General features: G+C 71.8%; 13 protein-coding genes, 3 tRNA genes and 1 pseudogene. 12 read left to right on the top strand and 5 right to left on the bottom strand.

Going from position 1 to position 15,048, the window contains the following annotated elements; translation table 11 throughout:
- Positions 1-64 precede the first annotated feature (64 nt).
- Both GU5_RS17785 and GU5_RS16800 read right to left on the bottom strand, forming a co-directional pair.
- Complete coding sequence (locus tag GU5_RS17785) at positions 65-199, bottom strand: hypothetical protein (protein WP_255348844.1); 135 nt, start codon at positions 197-199, stop codon at positions 65-67.
- Positions 200-330: 131 nt separating this feature from the next.
- Positions 331-1,140 carry a 3'-5' exonuclease gene (locus tag GU5_RS16800; RefSeq protein WP_010525370.1) on the bottom strand — a complete coding sequence of 270 codons (810 nt, stop codon included), beginning with the start codon at positions 1,138-1,140 and terminating at the stop codon, positions 331-333.
- A 294-nt stretch (positions 1,141-1,434) separates the two neighbouring features.
- Between GU5_RS16800 and GU5_RS0109625 the strand changes: the two genes are divergently transcribed.
- The 4 genes from GU5_RS0109625 to thiL all read left to right on the top strand — a co-directional run bounded on the left by GU5_RS0109625 (position 1,435) and on the right by thiL (position 3,293).
- Positions 1,435-1,506, top strand: a tRNA-Gln gene (locus GU5_RS0109625).
- A 56-nt stretch (positions 1,507-1,562) separates the two neighbouring features.
- Positions 1,563-1,635 (top strand) — tRNA-Glu (locus GU5_RS0109620).
- 172 nt (positions 1,636-1,807) lie between these two features.
- Positions 1,808-1,880: transfer RNA gene (locus GU5_RS0109615), tRNA-Glu, on the top strand.
- Positions 1,881-2,150: 270 nt separating this feature from the next.
- The gene (gene thiL, locus GU5_RS0109610; protein ID WP_010525369.1) at positions 2,151-3,293 is read left to right on the top strand and encodes a thiamine-phosphate kinase; all 1,143 of its coding nucleotides are present in this window, start codon (positions 2,151-2,153) and stop codon (positions 3,291-3,293) included.
- Between the two features lie 61 nt (positions 3,294-3,354).
- Here the strand turns inward: thiL and GU5_RS0109605 are convergent, their stop codons facing one another.
- Both GU5_RS0109605 and GU5_RS16000 read right to left on the bottom strand, forming a co-directional pair.
- The gene (locus GU5_RS0109605; RefSeq protein ID WP_192807259.1) at positions 3,355-4,698 is read right to left on the bottom strand and encodes a UDP-glucose/GDP-mannose dehydrogenase family protein; all 1,344 of its coding nucleotides are present in this window, start codon (positions 4,696-4,698) and stop codon (positions 3,355-3,357) included.
- 48 nt (positions 4,699-4,746) lie between these two features.
- Positions 4,747-5,462: pseudogene (locus tag GU5_RS16000) on the bottom strand (IclR family transcriptional regulator).
- 333 nt (positions 5,463-5,795) lie between these two features.
- Between GU5_RS16000 and leuC the strand changes: the two are divergent.
- From leuC to GU5_RS0109570, 6 genes are all read left to right on the top strand, one after another.
- On the top strand, positions 5,796-7,232 hold the full coding sequence (leuC, locus tag GU5_RS0109595; protein ID WP_010525367.1) for a 3-isopropylmalate dehydratase large subunit: 1,437 nt from the start codon (positions 5,796-5,798) through the stop codon (positions 7,230-7,232).
- Between the two features lie 55 nt (positions 7,233-7,287).
- Positions 7,288-7,887: a 3-isopropylmalate dehydratase small subunit gene (gene leuD, locus GU5_RS0109590; protein ID WP_010525366.1), complete on the top strand. Its 600-nt coding sequence runs from the start codon at positions 7,288-7,290 to the stop codon at positions 7,885-7,887.
- A gap of 121 nt (positions 7,888-8,008) precedes the next feature.
- On the top strand, positions 8,009-9,331 hold the full coding sequence (murA, locus tag GU5_RS0109585) for a UDP-N-acetylglucosamine 1-carboxyvinyltransferase (RefSeq protein WP_010525365.1): 1,323 nt from the start codon (positions 8,009-8,011) through the stop codon (positions 9,329-9,331).
- 17 nt (positions 9,332-9,348) lie between these two features.
- Complete coding sequence (locus GU5_RS15110) at positions 9,349-10,266, top strand: 1-acyl-sn-glycerol-3-phosphate acyltransferase (protein WP_010525364.1); 918 nt, start codon at positions 9,349-9,351, stop codon at positions 10,264-10,266.
- Entirely contained in the window at positions 10,263-11,330 is a 1,068-nt protein-coding gene (locus tag GU5_RS0109575) for an NAD(P)H-dependent glycerol-3-phosphate dehydrogenase (RefSeq protein ID WP_010525363.1), read from the top strand. The genes GU5_RS15110 and GU5_RS0109575 overlap by 4 nt, the downstream gene beginning before the upstream one ends.
- An 89-nt stretch (positions 11,331-11,419) precedes the next feature.
- Positions 11,420-12,538, top strand: coding sequence for a D-alanine--D-alanine ligase family protein (locus tag GU5_RS0109570; protein ID WP_050806659.1), 1,119 nt, complete (start codon positions 11,420-11,422; stop codon positions 12,536-12,538).
- A gap of 45 nt (positions 12,539-12,583) precedes the next feature.
- Here the strand turns inward: GU5_RS0109570 and GU5_RS15105 are convergent, their stop codons facing one another.
- The gene (locus GU5_RS15105) at positions 12,584-13,201 is read right to left on the bottom strand and encodes a DUF3515 family protein (protein ID WP_010525361.1); all 618 of its coding nucleotides are present in this window, start codon (positions 13,199-13,201) and stop codon (positions 12,584-12,586) included.
- Between the two features lie 216 nt (positions 13,202-13,417).
- Here GU5_RS15105 and GU5_RS0109560 point away from each other — a divergent pair, with 216 nt between their 5' ends.
- Together GU5_RS0109560 and GU5_RS0109555 are read left to right on the top strand one after the other, a co-directional pair.
- Complete coding sequence (locus tag GU5_RS0109560) at positions 13,418-14,488, top strand: LCP family protein (RefSeq protein WP_010525360.1); 1,071 nt, start codon at positions 13,418-13,420, stop codon at positions 14,486-14,488.
- Between the two features lie 76 nt (positions 14,489-14,564).
- Positions 14,565-15,048, top strand: a 484-nt coding sequence (locus GU5_RS0109555; protein ID WP_010525359.1) for a DAK2 domain-containing protein, incomplete at its 3' end; no start/stop codon positions are given.

The raw sequence follows: 15,048 nt of genomic DNA, 5'->3' as shown, positions 1-15,048 counted from the left end.
TCTTGCCAGGAGCACGGCGCTTCGGGGTCCGTCCGCGCGGACGGACCCCGAAGCCGGGCGCCCCTCACTGCTCCGGGAGCACCGTGCTCCAGAGGTGGTCCTCTCCGACGACGGGGATGCCATAGTCCCGCGCCTTGCGCGCTTTTCCGGAGACCGTGTCGGGATCTGCCGCGCCGAGGAGCTGAACCTGTTTCGTCACGGCACGATGGGGCGTCAGCCGGCCGAGCTGAGCGCCTCCTCGATCGTCGGACGCGGACGGCTCGTGTCTCCGGTGAGCACGACCTCGGCCCAGGTTCCAGGGCGAGCGACGACGAGGCGGCACCCGTCGCCTCACGAGGCACGAGGGCATCGGACACCTGAGGTTCGGGCACGTCGAGAAGTCGACCGATGGTCTGGACGTCCTCCCATTCGGCGTCGGTCACCACGCCGTCGGCCCAGGCCGCGTCGACGAGCTGCTCGAAGTACATGCTGTGGAGTTCGCCGACTGTGGTCCGTGAGATCCCCAGCTCGTCGGCGAGGGCGACCAGTGCCGACGTCTCGTGGCGGGACAGGCGGCGGTCGAGGAGAGCCCGGTCGAGCAGGGCCAGGTACTGCTCGTGTTCCGACGGTCCGGTGTACTCCGGGACTCGGAGGAGCACCTTCTCGAGGAAATGTGCGGACTCGGCCGGCTGGTCGCGCGGGACCGGTGCGCGCCGTGCTGTCGGCTCGTCGGCGTGCCAAGCCGACCGTTCGGCGGCGCGGAGGTGCTCCTCCCAGGCGACGTCCCGCTCCCGGGAGGAATTCGTGGGCCATCCGCATGGTGCACAATCCGGACTCTCGGAATGACGTGGGCGGGGAGATGCCGGCCCGGTCGAGTTCGGCATCGAGGAACCGTGCGTCGAAGTCGAGATTGTGCGCCACGGGGACCGTGCCGGAGAGCCTCCAGGCGACCTCTTCGGCGAGATCCGCGAACAGCGGGGCGTCCAGCGTCTCGGCCGCTCGAATCCCGTGGAGGGACGTCTTGCCGAGGTCTCGTCGCGGATCGATGAGCGTCTTCCACCGATCGAGGATCTCTCCAGTTCCGGCCACGGTGACGATCGCGATCTCGGCGATGCGGTCCTGGCCCCTCGCATCGAACCCGGCGGTCTCCGTGTCGATCACGGAGAATGTATCCCTGATACGTGCATCCCCTCTCGTCGACGGCGGTCTCGACGATACGCGTGACGGGTGACATATGCCGAGTTCCGCTGCGGATCGCCGGGATCAGGGGCGGGGTGAATCCTGCTGCAGGAATCTGAGAATCGGGGACGGGCAGTGTGACGAAGGTCAACGTGCTGGGGGACGCTCTCGATTTTGTACATCGAGCAGGGGGTCGTGTAGAGTAGTTGTCCGTTGCACGGCGTTCGGAACGCCGGTCGGAGACGGCCGGATGACTGGACGAGGAGCAGCGGCCGATGGGCTATGGTGTAATCGGCAACACAGCGGTTTCTGGTACCGTCGTTCTAGGTTCGAGTCCTAGTAGCCCAGCGAGATCCCCTCGGGGGTCGAGGGCCCTCGGAGACGGGGGCCCGACATATGGAGAGGGCCCCATCGTATAGCGGCCTAGTACGCCGGCCTCTCACGCCGGTAACGCGGGTTCGAATCCCGCTGGGGTCACCGCTCACGCGGCCCTCGTGCTGATCACAGTGCGAGGGCCGTCGCCATGAGCAGGCGTCCGGATCGTCGGGCGTCATCCGTCGGGAGACCGTCGGCACCCTCTCCTCACTGGATTCTCCCGGAAAATTCTGTGAGGATGAAAAAGCCTTCTGATGAGGGGAAAATCATATACGGCCCCATCGTATAGCGGCCTAGTACGCCGGCCTCTCACGCCGGTAACGCGGGTTCGAATCCCGCTGGGGTCACTGCTGGAAGGCCCCCGATCTCTCGTGGATCGGGGGCCTTCGCCATGCGTGGATGACCGCGCCCGCCGGGGGTTAGCGGCCGAAATGTGTGTATGGCCCGGACGCGTCAGTGACGCGCAGGCCATTCCGAGCGGGCGCGGGGCTCCGGTGCGGTCCGGGCGGCAGGTCCCGGCCCGGCTGGGGCGGGAGCCTCGATGCTGCTGCCGGATCCCCGACGATCGGCAGGCCGGCAGGACCGGAGCTCCGAATCGACGTGGCAGGATGGCACGCATGGCAGAACCGCGACAGATCCACGCCCGTGCTGAGCTCGCCGCCGACACGTCGGAGGCCGTCGGCCCCACCGTGGGCGACGTCGGGGAGGACCGTGTCCTGGCGGCCGTGCGGGCGGTGATCGACGCGCACAACGCGGAGGAGGCCCGGGCTCCGGGGCTGGCCCTGCCGCCCGGCGACGACGCCGCCGTGCTGCGCCTGGCCTCCACTGAGGCGGTGCTGAGCACCGACACCATGGCCGAGGGGCAGGACTTCCGGCTCTCCTGGTGGCCCGACCCCGTTGCGGCGGGCCGCGCCGTCGGGCAGAAGGCCGCCGCGCAGAACCTCTCCGACCTCAATGCCATGGGGGCCGAACCGCTGGCCCTGCTGGTCAGCTGCACGCTGCCGGCCGAGCTGCCGCTCGCCGCGGTGTCCGCCCTCGCCGAGGGCCTGACGGCGGCCTGCCGCGCACCGGGCGCGGCACGCTGCGTCGTCGCCGGGGGAGACCTGGGCTCCGGGCCCGGCCTGGCGGTGACCATCACCGCCGTCGGGGAGCCTTGGCATCCGGAGCCGGAGGCCGCCGCCCGGCCGCTGCGCCGCGACGGTGCTCGTCCCGGCGACGTCCTGGCGATCGGCGGGCCGCTGGGTCGTGCGGCGGCGGGTCTGGCGCTGATCGAGGCCGGAGTCGTCGCTGCCGACGCGCGGCCGATGCGGGGACAGAGCCCGCAGGAGGCCCTGCTGGCCGCCTGTGCGGCCGCCCAGGCGGCCCCGGGCCCTGATCTGACCCTGGGGCCCGCGGCGGTGCGTGCCGGCGCCTCGGCGGGGCTGGACGTCTCCGACGGGCTGCTGCGCGACGCCGGACGCCTCGCCGCGGCCTCCGACGTCGCTCTCGACCTCGACGAGGCCGCGCTGGAGGAGGAGATCGAGCCGCTCCGCCGAGCCGCCGAGACGCTGCGCCGCCGCGCGCCGGGGGCCCGCCCGGACCCGCGGGCGTGGGTGCTCTCCGGCGGCGAGGACTACGCCCTGCTGGCGACGTTCGGCGCCGTCGCCGATCTGCCCGAGGGATTCCGCCGGATCGGTACGGTGCGCGCGCACGACGGAGCCCCCGGCGTGGACGCCGGGGGCTCCGTGGAGTCGACGGGGTGGGACTCGCTGGGCGGCTGACGCCGCCGGGGTCGGCGGAGACTCACCCCAGGGTCACCGCCGGATCATCGTGAGGGATGCGTCACTCGGGGGCGCCGTCGTAGTAGCGGCCCAGCTGGGCGAACTGCCAGCCGGCGGTCTGCCACTGCTCGGCGGAGAGCACGTTGCGCGCGTCGAGCAGCCGCCGGACGGCCACGACCTCGTCGAGGTCCGACGGGGTCAGGGCCTTGAACTCGTTCCACTCGGTGGTCAGCACCACCAGGTCGACCTGCTCGGCGGCCTCGCGCAGCGAGTCCACGTAGCCCAGCCGCGGGAAGCGCTTCGCGGCGTTCTCGTTGCCCTCCGGGTCATAGACGAGGACGTCCGCGCCGGCGGTGTAGAGCCGGTTGGCCACGTCCAGGCCGGGGGAGTCGCGCACGTCGTCGGAGAGCGGCTTGAAGGTCACCCCCAGCACCGCGATCCGCGTGCCGGGCAGCCCGCCGAGCATCTGTTCGGCGAGGGTCACCACCCGCTCGCGCCGGCGCAGGTTGATCTGGTCGACCTCGTTGAGGAAGGTCATCGAGTGGTCCAGGCCGAGCTCCGAGACCCGGGTCTGCAGCGCGCGGATGTCCTTGGGCAGGCAGCCGCCGCCGAAGCCGACGCCCGCGTTGAGGAACTTCCGACCGATGCGGGTGTCGTGGCCGATCGCGTCGGCCAGCGTCCGGATGTCGCCGCCGACGGCCTCGGTGACCTCGGAGAAGGCGTTGATGAAGGAGATCTTCGTCGCCAGGAAGGCGTTGGCGGCGACCTTGACGAGTTCGGCGGTCTCGAAGTCGGTGCTGATCCACGGGGTGTCCTGGGTCAGGGCATCCGCGTAGACCTCGCGCAGCACCTGCTCGTCGGCCGCGGCGTCGGTGCCGATCACCAGGCGGTCCGGGCGCAGAGTGTCCTGCACGGCGAATCCCTCGCGGAGGAACTCCGGGTTCCAGGCCAGCGAGACCTCGACGTCGCCGGGGACGTCCTCGGCCGCCAGCCGCTGCAGCCGGCGCGCAGTGCCCACCGGCACCGTCGACTTGCCGACCACCAGGGCGTCCTTGGTGATCGAGCGGGCCAGCGCGGCCGTCGCGGCGTCGACGGCGGTCAGGTCCGCGGCCGTGCCGCCGGCGACCTGCGGAGTGCCGACGGCGATGAAGTGCACGTCCGCCCAGGATCCGGCGCCGGCCATGTCGGTGGTGAAGCGCAGCCGTCCGGAGTCCACATGCTTGCGGATCAGCTCCGGCAGTCCGGGCTCGTGGAAGGGCAGGTCGCCGCGCGAGAGGGCCTCGATCTTCTCCGGGTCGACGTCGACGCCGAGGACGTCGAAGCCGAGCTCGGCCATGCATGCGGCATGCGTGGCGCCCAGGTAACCGGTTCCGATGACACTGATGTTCTTGATCACGCGCCCCATCATAGGACGCGCCGGGACCACGGCGAGACTCGACCGGCGTCCGGCGCGTCAGGCGCGTCCGGCATCTTCGCCCAGACCATGCTCGGCGGCCTCGGGGTTGCGCCGCACCAGCTCGGTGAGCTGATGGGCGGCCTGGACGACCACCTCGGCGTGCTGGCGGCCCGGCTGGCGGGTCAGCCGCTCGATGGGCCCGGAGATGGACACGGCGGCGATGACCCGGCCGGAGGGGCCGCGCACCGGCGCGGAGACCGAGGCCACGCCGGGTTCGCGCTCGCCCAGCGACTCGCCCCAGCCGCGCCGGCGGACCCCCGCCAGCACCGTGGGGGTGAACCGGGCGCCCTGCAGTCCCTCGACGAGCCGCTCGTGATCCTCCCAGGCCAGCAGCACCTGTGCGGCGGAGCCGGCCTTCATCGACAGCTGGGTGCCCACCGGTATGGAGTCGCGCAGGCCGATGGGACGCTCGGCCGAGGCCACGCAGATGCGGGCGTCGCCCTGGCGGCGGTAGAGCTGCGAGCTCTCTCCGGTGGCGTCGCGCAGCCGCAGCAGGATCGGTCCGGCCGCCGAGATCAGCCGGTCGTCCCCCGCGCGGAGGCCAGCTCGGCCAGTCGCGAGCCGATGACGTAGCGGCCCCGCACGTCGCGGGAGAGGAAGCGGTGGTGGATGAGCGCGCTGGCCAGCCGGTGGACGGTCGGCCGGGCCAGGCCGGTGCACTCCACCAGCTGGGCGAGCGAGGCCGGGCCGGCCTCCAGCGCATCGAGGATCATCACCGACTTGTCGACGACGCCGATGCCGGAGGGGGAGTGCAGCGGCCGCGGCGGTTCCGGGCCGACGGGGACCGGGGACGCGACGCCGGTCGGGGGTTCGGCGTCGGAGCCGGAGGCGGCGCCGGCCGCGCCGCCGGGGGCGACGTCCCGGGCCGGGTGCTCCGGCCGCTGATTCTTCGGGGCGCGAGGACTGGACATGGCCCCATGATACGACGCATCGCGGCCGAGGTCTCAGATAGTGAGACCTGGCGTCACGGTATGGAGGTCCGACTGGCGGAGGTGCTTCTGTAGTGGTATATGGACCGCAGCAGGACGACCCCCAGGGAGGCTCCCATGAGCAGGCCGCTCACCCTCGCCGAGAAGGTCTGGCGCGACCACGTCGTCGCGCCCGGCGTCGAGAAGGACGGGCAGCGCTCACCGGACCTGCTCTACATCGACCTGCACCTGGTCCACGAGGTCACCTCCCCGCAGGCCTTCGAGGGGCTGCGGCTGGCCGGGCGGCCGGTCCGGCGCCCGGACCTGACCATCGCCACCGAGGACCACAACACTCCCACCCTGGAGATCGACAAACCGATCGCCGACCCCGTCTCGCGCAAGCAGGTCGACACGCTGCGCGACAATGCCGAGGAGTTCGGCGTACGGCTGCACTCGCTGGGCGACGACGACCAGGGCATCGTCCACGTCGTCGGTCCGCAGCTGGGACTGACCCAGCCCGGCATGACCGTGGTCTGCGGCGACTCCCACACCTCCACCCACGGTGCCTTCGGGGCCCTGGCCCTGGGCATCGGCACCTCCGAGGTCGAGCACGTGCTGGCCACCCAGACGCTGCCGCTGAACCCGTTCAAGACGATGGCGATCACCGTCGAGGGCACGCTGAAGCCCGGGGTGAGCTCCAAAGACATCATCCTGGCGGTCATCGCGAAGATCGGCACCGGCGGCGGCCAGGGCTACGTGCTGGAGTACCGCGGCAGCGCGATCGAGCAGCTGTCGATGGACGCGCGGATGACCATCTGCAACATGTCCATCGAGGCGGGCGCCCGCGCAGGCATGATCGCCCCGGACGAGACGACCTTCGACTACGTGGAGGGCCGTCCTCACGCGCCGCAGGGCGCCGACTGGGACGCCGCCGTGGAGTACTGGCGTTCGCTGCGCACCGACGAGGGTGCGGAGTTCGACACCGAGGTCGTCATCGACGCCGACGAGCTCGAGCCGCACGTCACCTGGGGCACCAATCCCGGGCAGGGCGTCGGCCTGGGAGAGTCGGTGCCGTCGCCGCAGGACTTCTCCGACTCCGGCGACCGCGACGCGGCGGAGCGGGCGCTGCGCTACATGGACCTCGAGCCGGGCACCCCGATGCGCGACATCCGCGTGGACACGGTCTTCCTCGGCTCATGCACCAATTCCCGGATGGAGGACCTGCGGGCGGCCGCGGAGCTGATCCGCGGCCGAGAGAAGGACGCGGACGTGCGGATGATCGTGGTGCCGGGCTCGCAGAAGGTCCGGCTCCAGGCCGAGGCCGAGGGGCTGGACCAGGTGTTCAAGGACTTCGGCGCGGAGTGGCGCTTCGCCGGCTGTTCGATGTGCCTGGGGATGAACCCCGACCAGCTCGCGGAGGGCGAGCGCTGCGCCTCGACGTCGAACCGGAACTTCGAGGGGCGGCAGGGCAAGGGCGGGCGCACCCATCTGGTCTCGCCGGTCGTCGCGGCCGCCACGGCGATCCGCGGCACGCTCTCCGCCCCCTCCGACGTGCTGGCCGCGCACCCGGCCTGACCGTCTTCGTCGCACGGCCCGCCGCCACGTACCAGGACATACAGGAGACCCCGCCATGGAACCGATCATCCGCCACACCGGAGTGGGCGTGCCGCTGCGCGCCTCCAACGTCGACACCGACCAGATCATCCCCGCCGTCTACCTGAAGCGGATCACGCGCACCGGCTTCGAGGACGCGCTGTTCTCCGCCTGGCGCAGGGATCCGGACTTCGTCCTGAACCAGCCGGCCTACTCGGCCGGCTCGGTGCTGGTGGCCGGTCCCGACTTCGGCACCGGCTCCTCCCGCGAGCACGCCGTCTGGGCGCTGAAGGACTATGGCTTCCGGGTGGTCATCGCCCCGCGCTTCGCCGACATCTTCCGCGGCAACTCCGGCAAGCAGGGCCTGCTCACCGCGGAGGTCGAGCAGTCCGAGGTCGAGCGCCTCTGGAAGGAGCTGGAGACCGTCCCCGGCACCGAGGTCGAGGTCGACCTGGAGAGCCGCCTGGTCCGCTGCGGCGCCGTCGAGGCTCCCTTCGCCATCGACGACTACACCCGGTGGCGGCTGATGGAGGGGCATGATGACATTTCTCTCACGCTGACCTCCGAGCAGGACATCGTCGACTACGAGGCCTCCCGCGCGGCGTTCAAGCCCACCACGCTGCCCGCTCGCACCTGAGGCCGTTCCGTCACCGAATCGTTGCCGAAGGCGCACGTGGATGTGCGCGGGCGGCCGTTCCGAGTTGGTTACAGTGGCAGGGCTGAGAACCTGTGCACCACGAAGGGACCGTCGAGTCACCATGACCAAACTGCTCACCATCCAGGGTGGAAAGCCCCTCCAGGGCAGCGTCCGGGTCCGCGGGGCGAAGAATCTCGTCCCCAAGGCGATGGTCGCCTCCCTGCTGGGCAGCTCGCCGTCGCAGCTGCGCAACGTCCCGGAGATCAAGGACGTCGAGATCGTCACCAACCTGCTGACGATCCACGGGGTGAAGGTCGAGGCCGACGTCGAGACCGGCGACCTGACGCTGGATCCGCGCCAGATGCGCACCGCCGAGCACTCGGAGATCGACGCCCACGCCGGCGACTCGCGCATCCCCATCCTGTTCTGCGGTCCGCTCATGCATCGCAACGGCGAGGCGTTCATCCCCGACCTCGGCGGCTGCCGGATCGGGGACCGGCCGATCGACTACCACCTGGAGGTGCTGCGGACCTTCGGCGCCGTGGTGGACAAGCAGGCCACCGGCATCCACATCACCGCCCCGAAGGGGCTGAAGGGTGCGAAGCTCGAGCTGCCCTACCCCTCGGTGGGCACCACGGAGCAGGTGCTGCTGACCGCTGTGCTGGCAGACGGCATCACCGAGCTGAAGAACGCCGCGGTCGAGCCCGAGATCCATGACCTGATCGCCATCCTGCAGCAGATGGGCGCGATCATCACCGTCAACACCGACCGCACGATCCGCATCGAGGGCGTCGAGCGGCTCGGCGGCTACAAGCACCGGGCGATTCCGGATCGCATCGAGTCGGCCTCCTGGGCCTCGGCGGCGCTGGTCACCCGCGGCGACATCTATGTCCAGGGGGCGGCCCAGCGGGATCTGTCGGCGTTCCTGAACACCTACCGCAAGATCGGCGGCGAGTTCGAGGTCGACGACGACGGCATCCGCTTCTGGCACGCCGGCGGCCAGCTGGAGCCGCTGGTGCTGGAGACCGACGTGCACCCCGGCTTCATGACGGACTGGCAGCAGCCGATGGTGGTGGCGCTGACCCAGGCCCACGGCGTCTCCATCGTCCACGAGACGGTCTATGAGAACCGCTTCGGCTTCACCGAGGCCCTGAGGCGCATGGGGGCCTCGATCCAGCTGCACCGGGAATGCCTGGGCTCGAACCCCTGCCGCTTCGGCCAGCGGAACTTCCTCCACTCGGCGGTGATCTCCGGTCCCGCGGAGCTGAAGGGCGCCGACATCGACGTGCCGGACCTGCGCGGGGGCTTCTCCCATCTGATCGCCGCGCTGGCGGCCTCGGGCACGTCTCGGGTGACCGGCATCGAGATCATCAACCGTGGCTACGAGCACTTCATGGACAAGCTCCACGCCCTGGGCGCGGACGTCGAGCTCACCGAGCGCTGAGTCGGTAGGCTGGCGACGTGACCGCAGCTGACGACACCTCCTCCGCACGGCCAGCCCCGACGCGTGCCCGGCGCATCCCGCCGGGCTTCCGCGCCGCGGCCGCCGTCGCGCGCCCGGCGCTGAACCTGCTGATGGGGAAGCGCTGGCAGCACATGGATCGCCTGCCCGACGGCGGATTCATCGTGGTGGCCAACCATGTCACCGAGGTGGATCCGCTGGCGGTGGCCCACGCGATCTACTCCAGCGGCACCACACCGCATTTCCTGGCCAAGGATTCGCTGTTCCGGCTGCCGGTCGTCGGCGCGGCGCTGCGCGGGCTGAAGCAGATCCCGGTGATCCGCGACCGGCGTGAGGCGCAGAAGTCCCTGGAGGTCGCCCGCGAGGTCATCGACTCCGGCGGCGCGATCATCATCTACCCGGAGGGGACGCTGACCCGGGACCCCGAGCTCTGGCCGATGCGCGCGAGGACCGGCGCCGCCCGGCTGGCGCTGACCACCGGCGCGCCGGTGGTGCCGATCACGCACTGGGGCGTGCAGGACTTCCTGGCGCCCTACGGCAAGGTGCCGCACGTGCTGCCGCGCGCCCGGTACCGGCTCTCCGTCGGACACCCGGTGGAGCTGCAGGACCTGCGCGACGGGCGGATGACCCGCCGGAGCCTGGCCGAGGCCACGATGCGCATCGAGCAGGCGCTCAGCGACGGCGTGGCCGAGCTGCGCGGCGAGCCGGCCCCGGAGCTCATCTGGGACCGGGCGCTGCGCTGCCGCGTCCCGCGCGACCAGCACCTGCGGCAGCCCGGGGGAGGGGCCGCCTCCGCGGGCTCCGGACCGGCTGAGGCGCGGGGGCAGGATGAGGCGCAGGAGCAGGAAGGGATCCGGCCCGACCGCGAGGCGCCCATGGAGAACGACACCCGGCAGAGCGGAGAGCAGAACTCATGACGGCACCCGCCGACGCCTCCGAGGCGTCCTCCTCCGGGGCCGGAGCGCAGCGGATCGCGGTGCTGGGGGCCGGCAGCTGGGGGAGCACCTTCGCCAAGGTCCTCGCCGACGCCGCCGCCTGCCGCGGCGAGGAGCCCGAGATCGTCCTCTGGGCCCGTCGCCCCGAGGTCGCGGCCGAGATCGCCGAGCAGCACACGAACACCAGGTATCTGGGCGAGATCGGGCTGCCGGAGACGGTCACCGCCACCGCCGAGGTCGGCGAGGCCGTCGCCGGCGCCGACGTCGTCGTGCTGGCGCTGCCGGCTCAGTCGCTGCGCACGCAGCTGGACGAGGTCCGCGGTCGTCTGGGCGCCGAGACCGTCGTCGTCTCGCTGATCAAGGGGCTGGAGCGCGGCACCGACCTGCGCATGTCGGAGGTCATCGCCGAGCAGCTGGCGCTGCCGGACGAGCGGATCGCCGTGGTCTCCGGGCCGAACCTGGCCATGGAGATCGCCCGCGAGGAGCCGACGGCCTCCGTGGTGGCCTGCGCCGACCATGCCGTCGCCGAGCGCATCGCCGGGCTGATCAACAACGGCTACTTCCGGCCGTACACGAACTCCGACGTGGTCGGCGTGGAGCTGGCCGGCATCGTCAAGAACGTCATCGCCCTGGCGGTCGGCATCTGCGACGGGCAGGGTCTGGGGGACAACTCCAAAGCCTCGGTCATCACCCGCGGGCTCGCCGAGACCACGCGGCTCGCCCACGCCCTGGGCGGGACGCTGGAGACGTTCTCCGGGCTCGCCGGCCTCGGCGACCTGGTGGCGACCTGCGCCTCGCCGCTCTCGCGCAATCGCACCGCAGGGCGGCTGCTCGGCGACGGGCTGACCGCCGACGAGGCGGTCGCCGAGCTCACCCAGACCGCCGAGGGCATGAAGTCCGGGTCCGCCGTGGTGGACCTGGCTCGCCGCCACGGGGTGGAGATGCCCATCTCCGAGGCGGTCGTCGCCGTGCTGGACGGCACGCTGAGCGTCGACCGCATCGCCCCGCTGCTGCTGGCACGCGACCTCAAAGCCGAAGGAAAGTGACCGACGTGTCCGACGCTCCGTCCCCCCACTCCGTCCCCGACCCGGCGGCCGCCTCCGGCACCGCCCGCGCCGAGGCCCGGCGCCCGCGCGTGCTGGTGCTCTACGGCGGCCAGTCCTCCGAGCATGCGGTGAGCTGCGTGACCGCCGCCGGCGTGCTCGAGGCCGTCGACCACGAGCAGTTCGACGTCGTGCCGGTGGGCGTGACCGCCGCCGGCCAGTGGACCCGCCCGGCGGTCGACCCGCGGATCCACGCCTTCGCCCCGGGCGCGGAGCTGCCGCGCGTCGTCCCGACCGACTCGACGGTGCAGCTGCATTCCGGGCCGTCGGGTTCCGCCGAACGCGGAGCCGAGCTGCTCGAGATCGGCGCCGACGGCTCCGCCGAGTCGCTCGGGACGGTGGACGTGGTGCTGCCGCTGCTGCACGGGCCCTTCGGCGAGGACGGGACGCTGCAGGGGCTGCTCGAGACGGTCGGGGTGCCCTACGTCGGCGCCGGGGTGCTGGCCTCGGCCGTGGGCATGGACAAGCACTTCATGAAGGTGGCCTTCACCGCGGCGGGCCTGCGGGTCGGCCCCTACGAGACCGTCACCGCCCGGCAGTGGGCCGCCGATCCCGACGCCGCCCGGGAACGCATCCGCGGGCTGCGGCTGCCGGTCTTCGTCAAGCCCGCCCGGGCCGGCTCCTCGATGGGCATCACTCGGGTCGAGGCGTGGGAGCAGCTCGACCCGGCGATCGCCGGCGCGCAGAAGCACGACCCGAAGATCATCGTCGAGGAGGGCATCGACGGACGGGAGATCGAATGCGGCGTGCTCGACGGCCGCGACGGCGCCGCCCCGCGGGCGTCCCTGCCGGGCGAGATCGTCGTCCACGACGGCGGAGAGTCCCACCAGTTCTACGACTTCACCGCCAAGTACACCGACGCGGCGGCCGCGGACCTGAGCTGCCCGGCCGACCTGCCCGAGGAGGTCTCGGCCGAGGTGCGCCGCCAGGCGGTGGTCGCCTTCGAAGCCGTGGACGGGGAGGGGCTGTCCCGGGTGGACTTCTTCTGCGCCGAGGACGGATCCGTGACCATCAACGAGATCAACACCATGCCCGGCTTCACGCCGATCAGCATGTACCCGCAGATGTGGCGGGCCACCGGGCTGGACTATCGAGAGCTGATCACCGAGCTGATCACGCTGGCGAGGCAGCGGCCCGTCGGGCTGCGCTGACCGTGGGGGCCCGACCCGGGGGCGGATCGGGGCCGACGGACAGGGTCAGCCGGCGGAGTCCGACCCCTCGACGTCCTCGATCGACTGCTCCACCGAGGGGCAGCGCTCGTCGGCCTCGATGCGCTTCGTCGGACGGGCCATCCCCAGCATCACCGAGGAGGAGGAGATCTCCTCGGTGTCGATGAGCACCTCCACCGCGGGCTCGCGCCCATAGCTGATCAGCCGCCAGGTGGCGCCGTCCTCCTCGACGGCCAGCCAGTCGACGCCGTCGGCGCTGACGCAGTGCTCGCTGCTGGGCCCCGGCGGCTCCACGCCGCACCGGACCACGGCCCGGCTCGGCTCGCCGAAGACGGCGGTGGCCTGGGCATTGGTCTCACGCTGTCCGGCCTCACCGATGCTGTCCGGCAGGGCGATCATCACCGGGGCACAGTCCGGGTCGGCGGCATGCGGCGCCGCCTCGACGTCGGCGATGCTCCCGCAGGCGGTCAGCGCGAGCCCCGCGGCGCCGAGCGCGGCGAGAGTCGTCCACCGTCCGCGCGCCCGTCCGGAGGCGCGGCCGTTCCGGGCTCCGCGGCCTCCTCCGAGACCACCGGAATCCGGCCGCCGGGAGGGCGTGCGGGACACGGGGTGCGGGGCCGGCGGGTCGGAGGGAGCTGAGAGCATGGGGCCAGGATATCGGACCCTCCCGACGGTGCGCCCATTCGCAGGTGACGTGCCGTTTTCCGCCGAGACCGCGCGCGTGTCCTATCCTGGGTGCAGTCTGTCGACCCGTCGACGCCGCTGACCAGCATCGCCCGGACGAGCTCGTCCGCAGGCGCCGGCGTCGGACCGCGCGACCCCGCGGACCCGCCCCGGGGCCGCCGTCTCCGAGGAGGATCCATGTCCGAGACCCCAGCGCCCGCCGCCGCACCGCGTCGGAGGCGCCGTCGTCGGATCACCGCGGTGGTGCTGATCAGCCTGCTGGTGCTGGTGGTGGGCGGTCTCGCGACGGCCTGGTACTACCTGGACTCGTTGAGCAGCAGCTACGAGGAGAACGTCCAGACCTTCGAGCAGCAGGCCCGGGAGCAGGGCGAGGGCGCGGAGACCGGAGAGACCTTCCCGGAGGAGTCCGACCGACCGGCGAAGGATTCGGACGACGAGTCGATCAACATCCTGCTGCTCGGCTCCGACGACCGTGCCGGCACCGACCTCGAGCAGAGCACCGGGCAGTTCCCCGGGAGCCGCTCGGACACGATGATGCTGGTCCACGTGCCCTCGGACCGCAGCGGCGTGCAGGTGATGTCGATCCCCCGCGACCTGTGGGTCGACGTGCCCGGGGAGCACGGCGAGGCCAAGATCAACGCCCCGCTGGCGCTCGGCGGCGTCTCGCTGACCATCCAGACCATCGAAGGGCTCTTCGACGTGCGCGTCGACCATGTCGCCTCCGTGGACATGGAGGGGTTCATCGGCCTGGTCGAGACTCTCGACGGCGTCGAGGTCGACTCCACCTACCCGGAGGCGTTCACCACCACGGGCGGACGCACCTTCCGCCCCGGCACGCAGCACATGGACGCCGACGAGGCGCTGGCCTTCGTCCGGGAGCGCAAGAGCTTCCCCGACGGGGATCTGCAGCGGGCGCGCAATCAGCAGTCGTTCATCCGGGCGGTGGTCGACGAATCGCTGCAGGCCGGCACCCTCGCCAACCCCGGCCGCGTGCGCGACATGGTCGAGACCTTCACCCCGTATCTGACGGTCGACGAGTCCCTCGACGCCTCGACGGTCGCCTCGCTCGGCTGGGAGATCCGCGGCGCGGCCGACGACATCACGATGTTCACCCTGCCGACGGGACCGGACGGCCGCTCCGCCGACGGGCAGTGGATCTGGCAGCAGGACGAGCAGGCGATGGCCGAGATCTCCGACGCGCTGGCCGACGACACGCTCGAGGAGTACGTCGAGGAGAACGACCTCTGAGCACCGTCGACGACGCACGCCGCGCACCTGTCCGGGAGGGGGAGCTGTGAAGGGGAAGGTTCGAGGACCCGCCGCCATGCATCGCTGGCTCCTCCTCTCCGAGGAGTCGCTGGAGGCCGCACGTGATCGGCTGGACGGGCTCAACGTGTTTCCGATCCCGGACTCCGACACCGGCACGAACATGCTGGCGACGATGCGCGCCTGCCGTCGGGCCGTAGAGGAGGAGGCCGCCGAGCGGGAGGATCAGGAGGATCTGGGCGCGCTGCTCGCCGTCGCCGGCACGCGGGCGATGTCCGAGGCGCACGGCAACTCCGGCACGCTGCTGGCCGTGCTGATCTCCGGATTCGCCGAGCCGCTGCACGCCGTCCCTCGGCTCACCGCCGCCGGTCTGGCCGATGCTCTGGAGCGCGGCGGGCTGCGCGCCTGGTCCGCGCTCTCCGAGCCGGTGTCCGGCACGATGCTCTCCGTGGTGGATGCTCTGGCCGCGCGGGCCCGGCGGCTGGCCGCCGAGGCCGAGGAGCCGGACAGCCGCGCGGCCGTGCAGGGTGCCGCCGACGAGC

The organism is Nesterenkonia sp. F, assembly GCF_000220985.1.
Classification (GTDB): Bacteria; Actinomycetota; Actinomycetes; order Actinomycetales; family Micrococcaceae; genus Nesterenkonia.
This window is presented reverse-complemented; position numbering and strand designations above follow the sequence as displayed.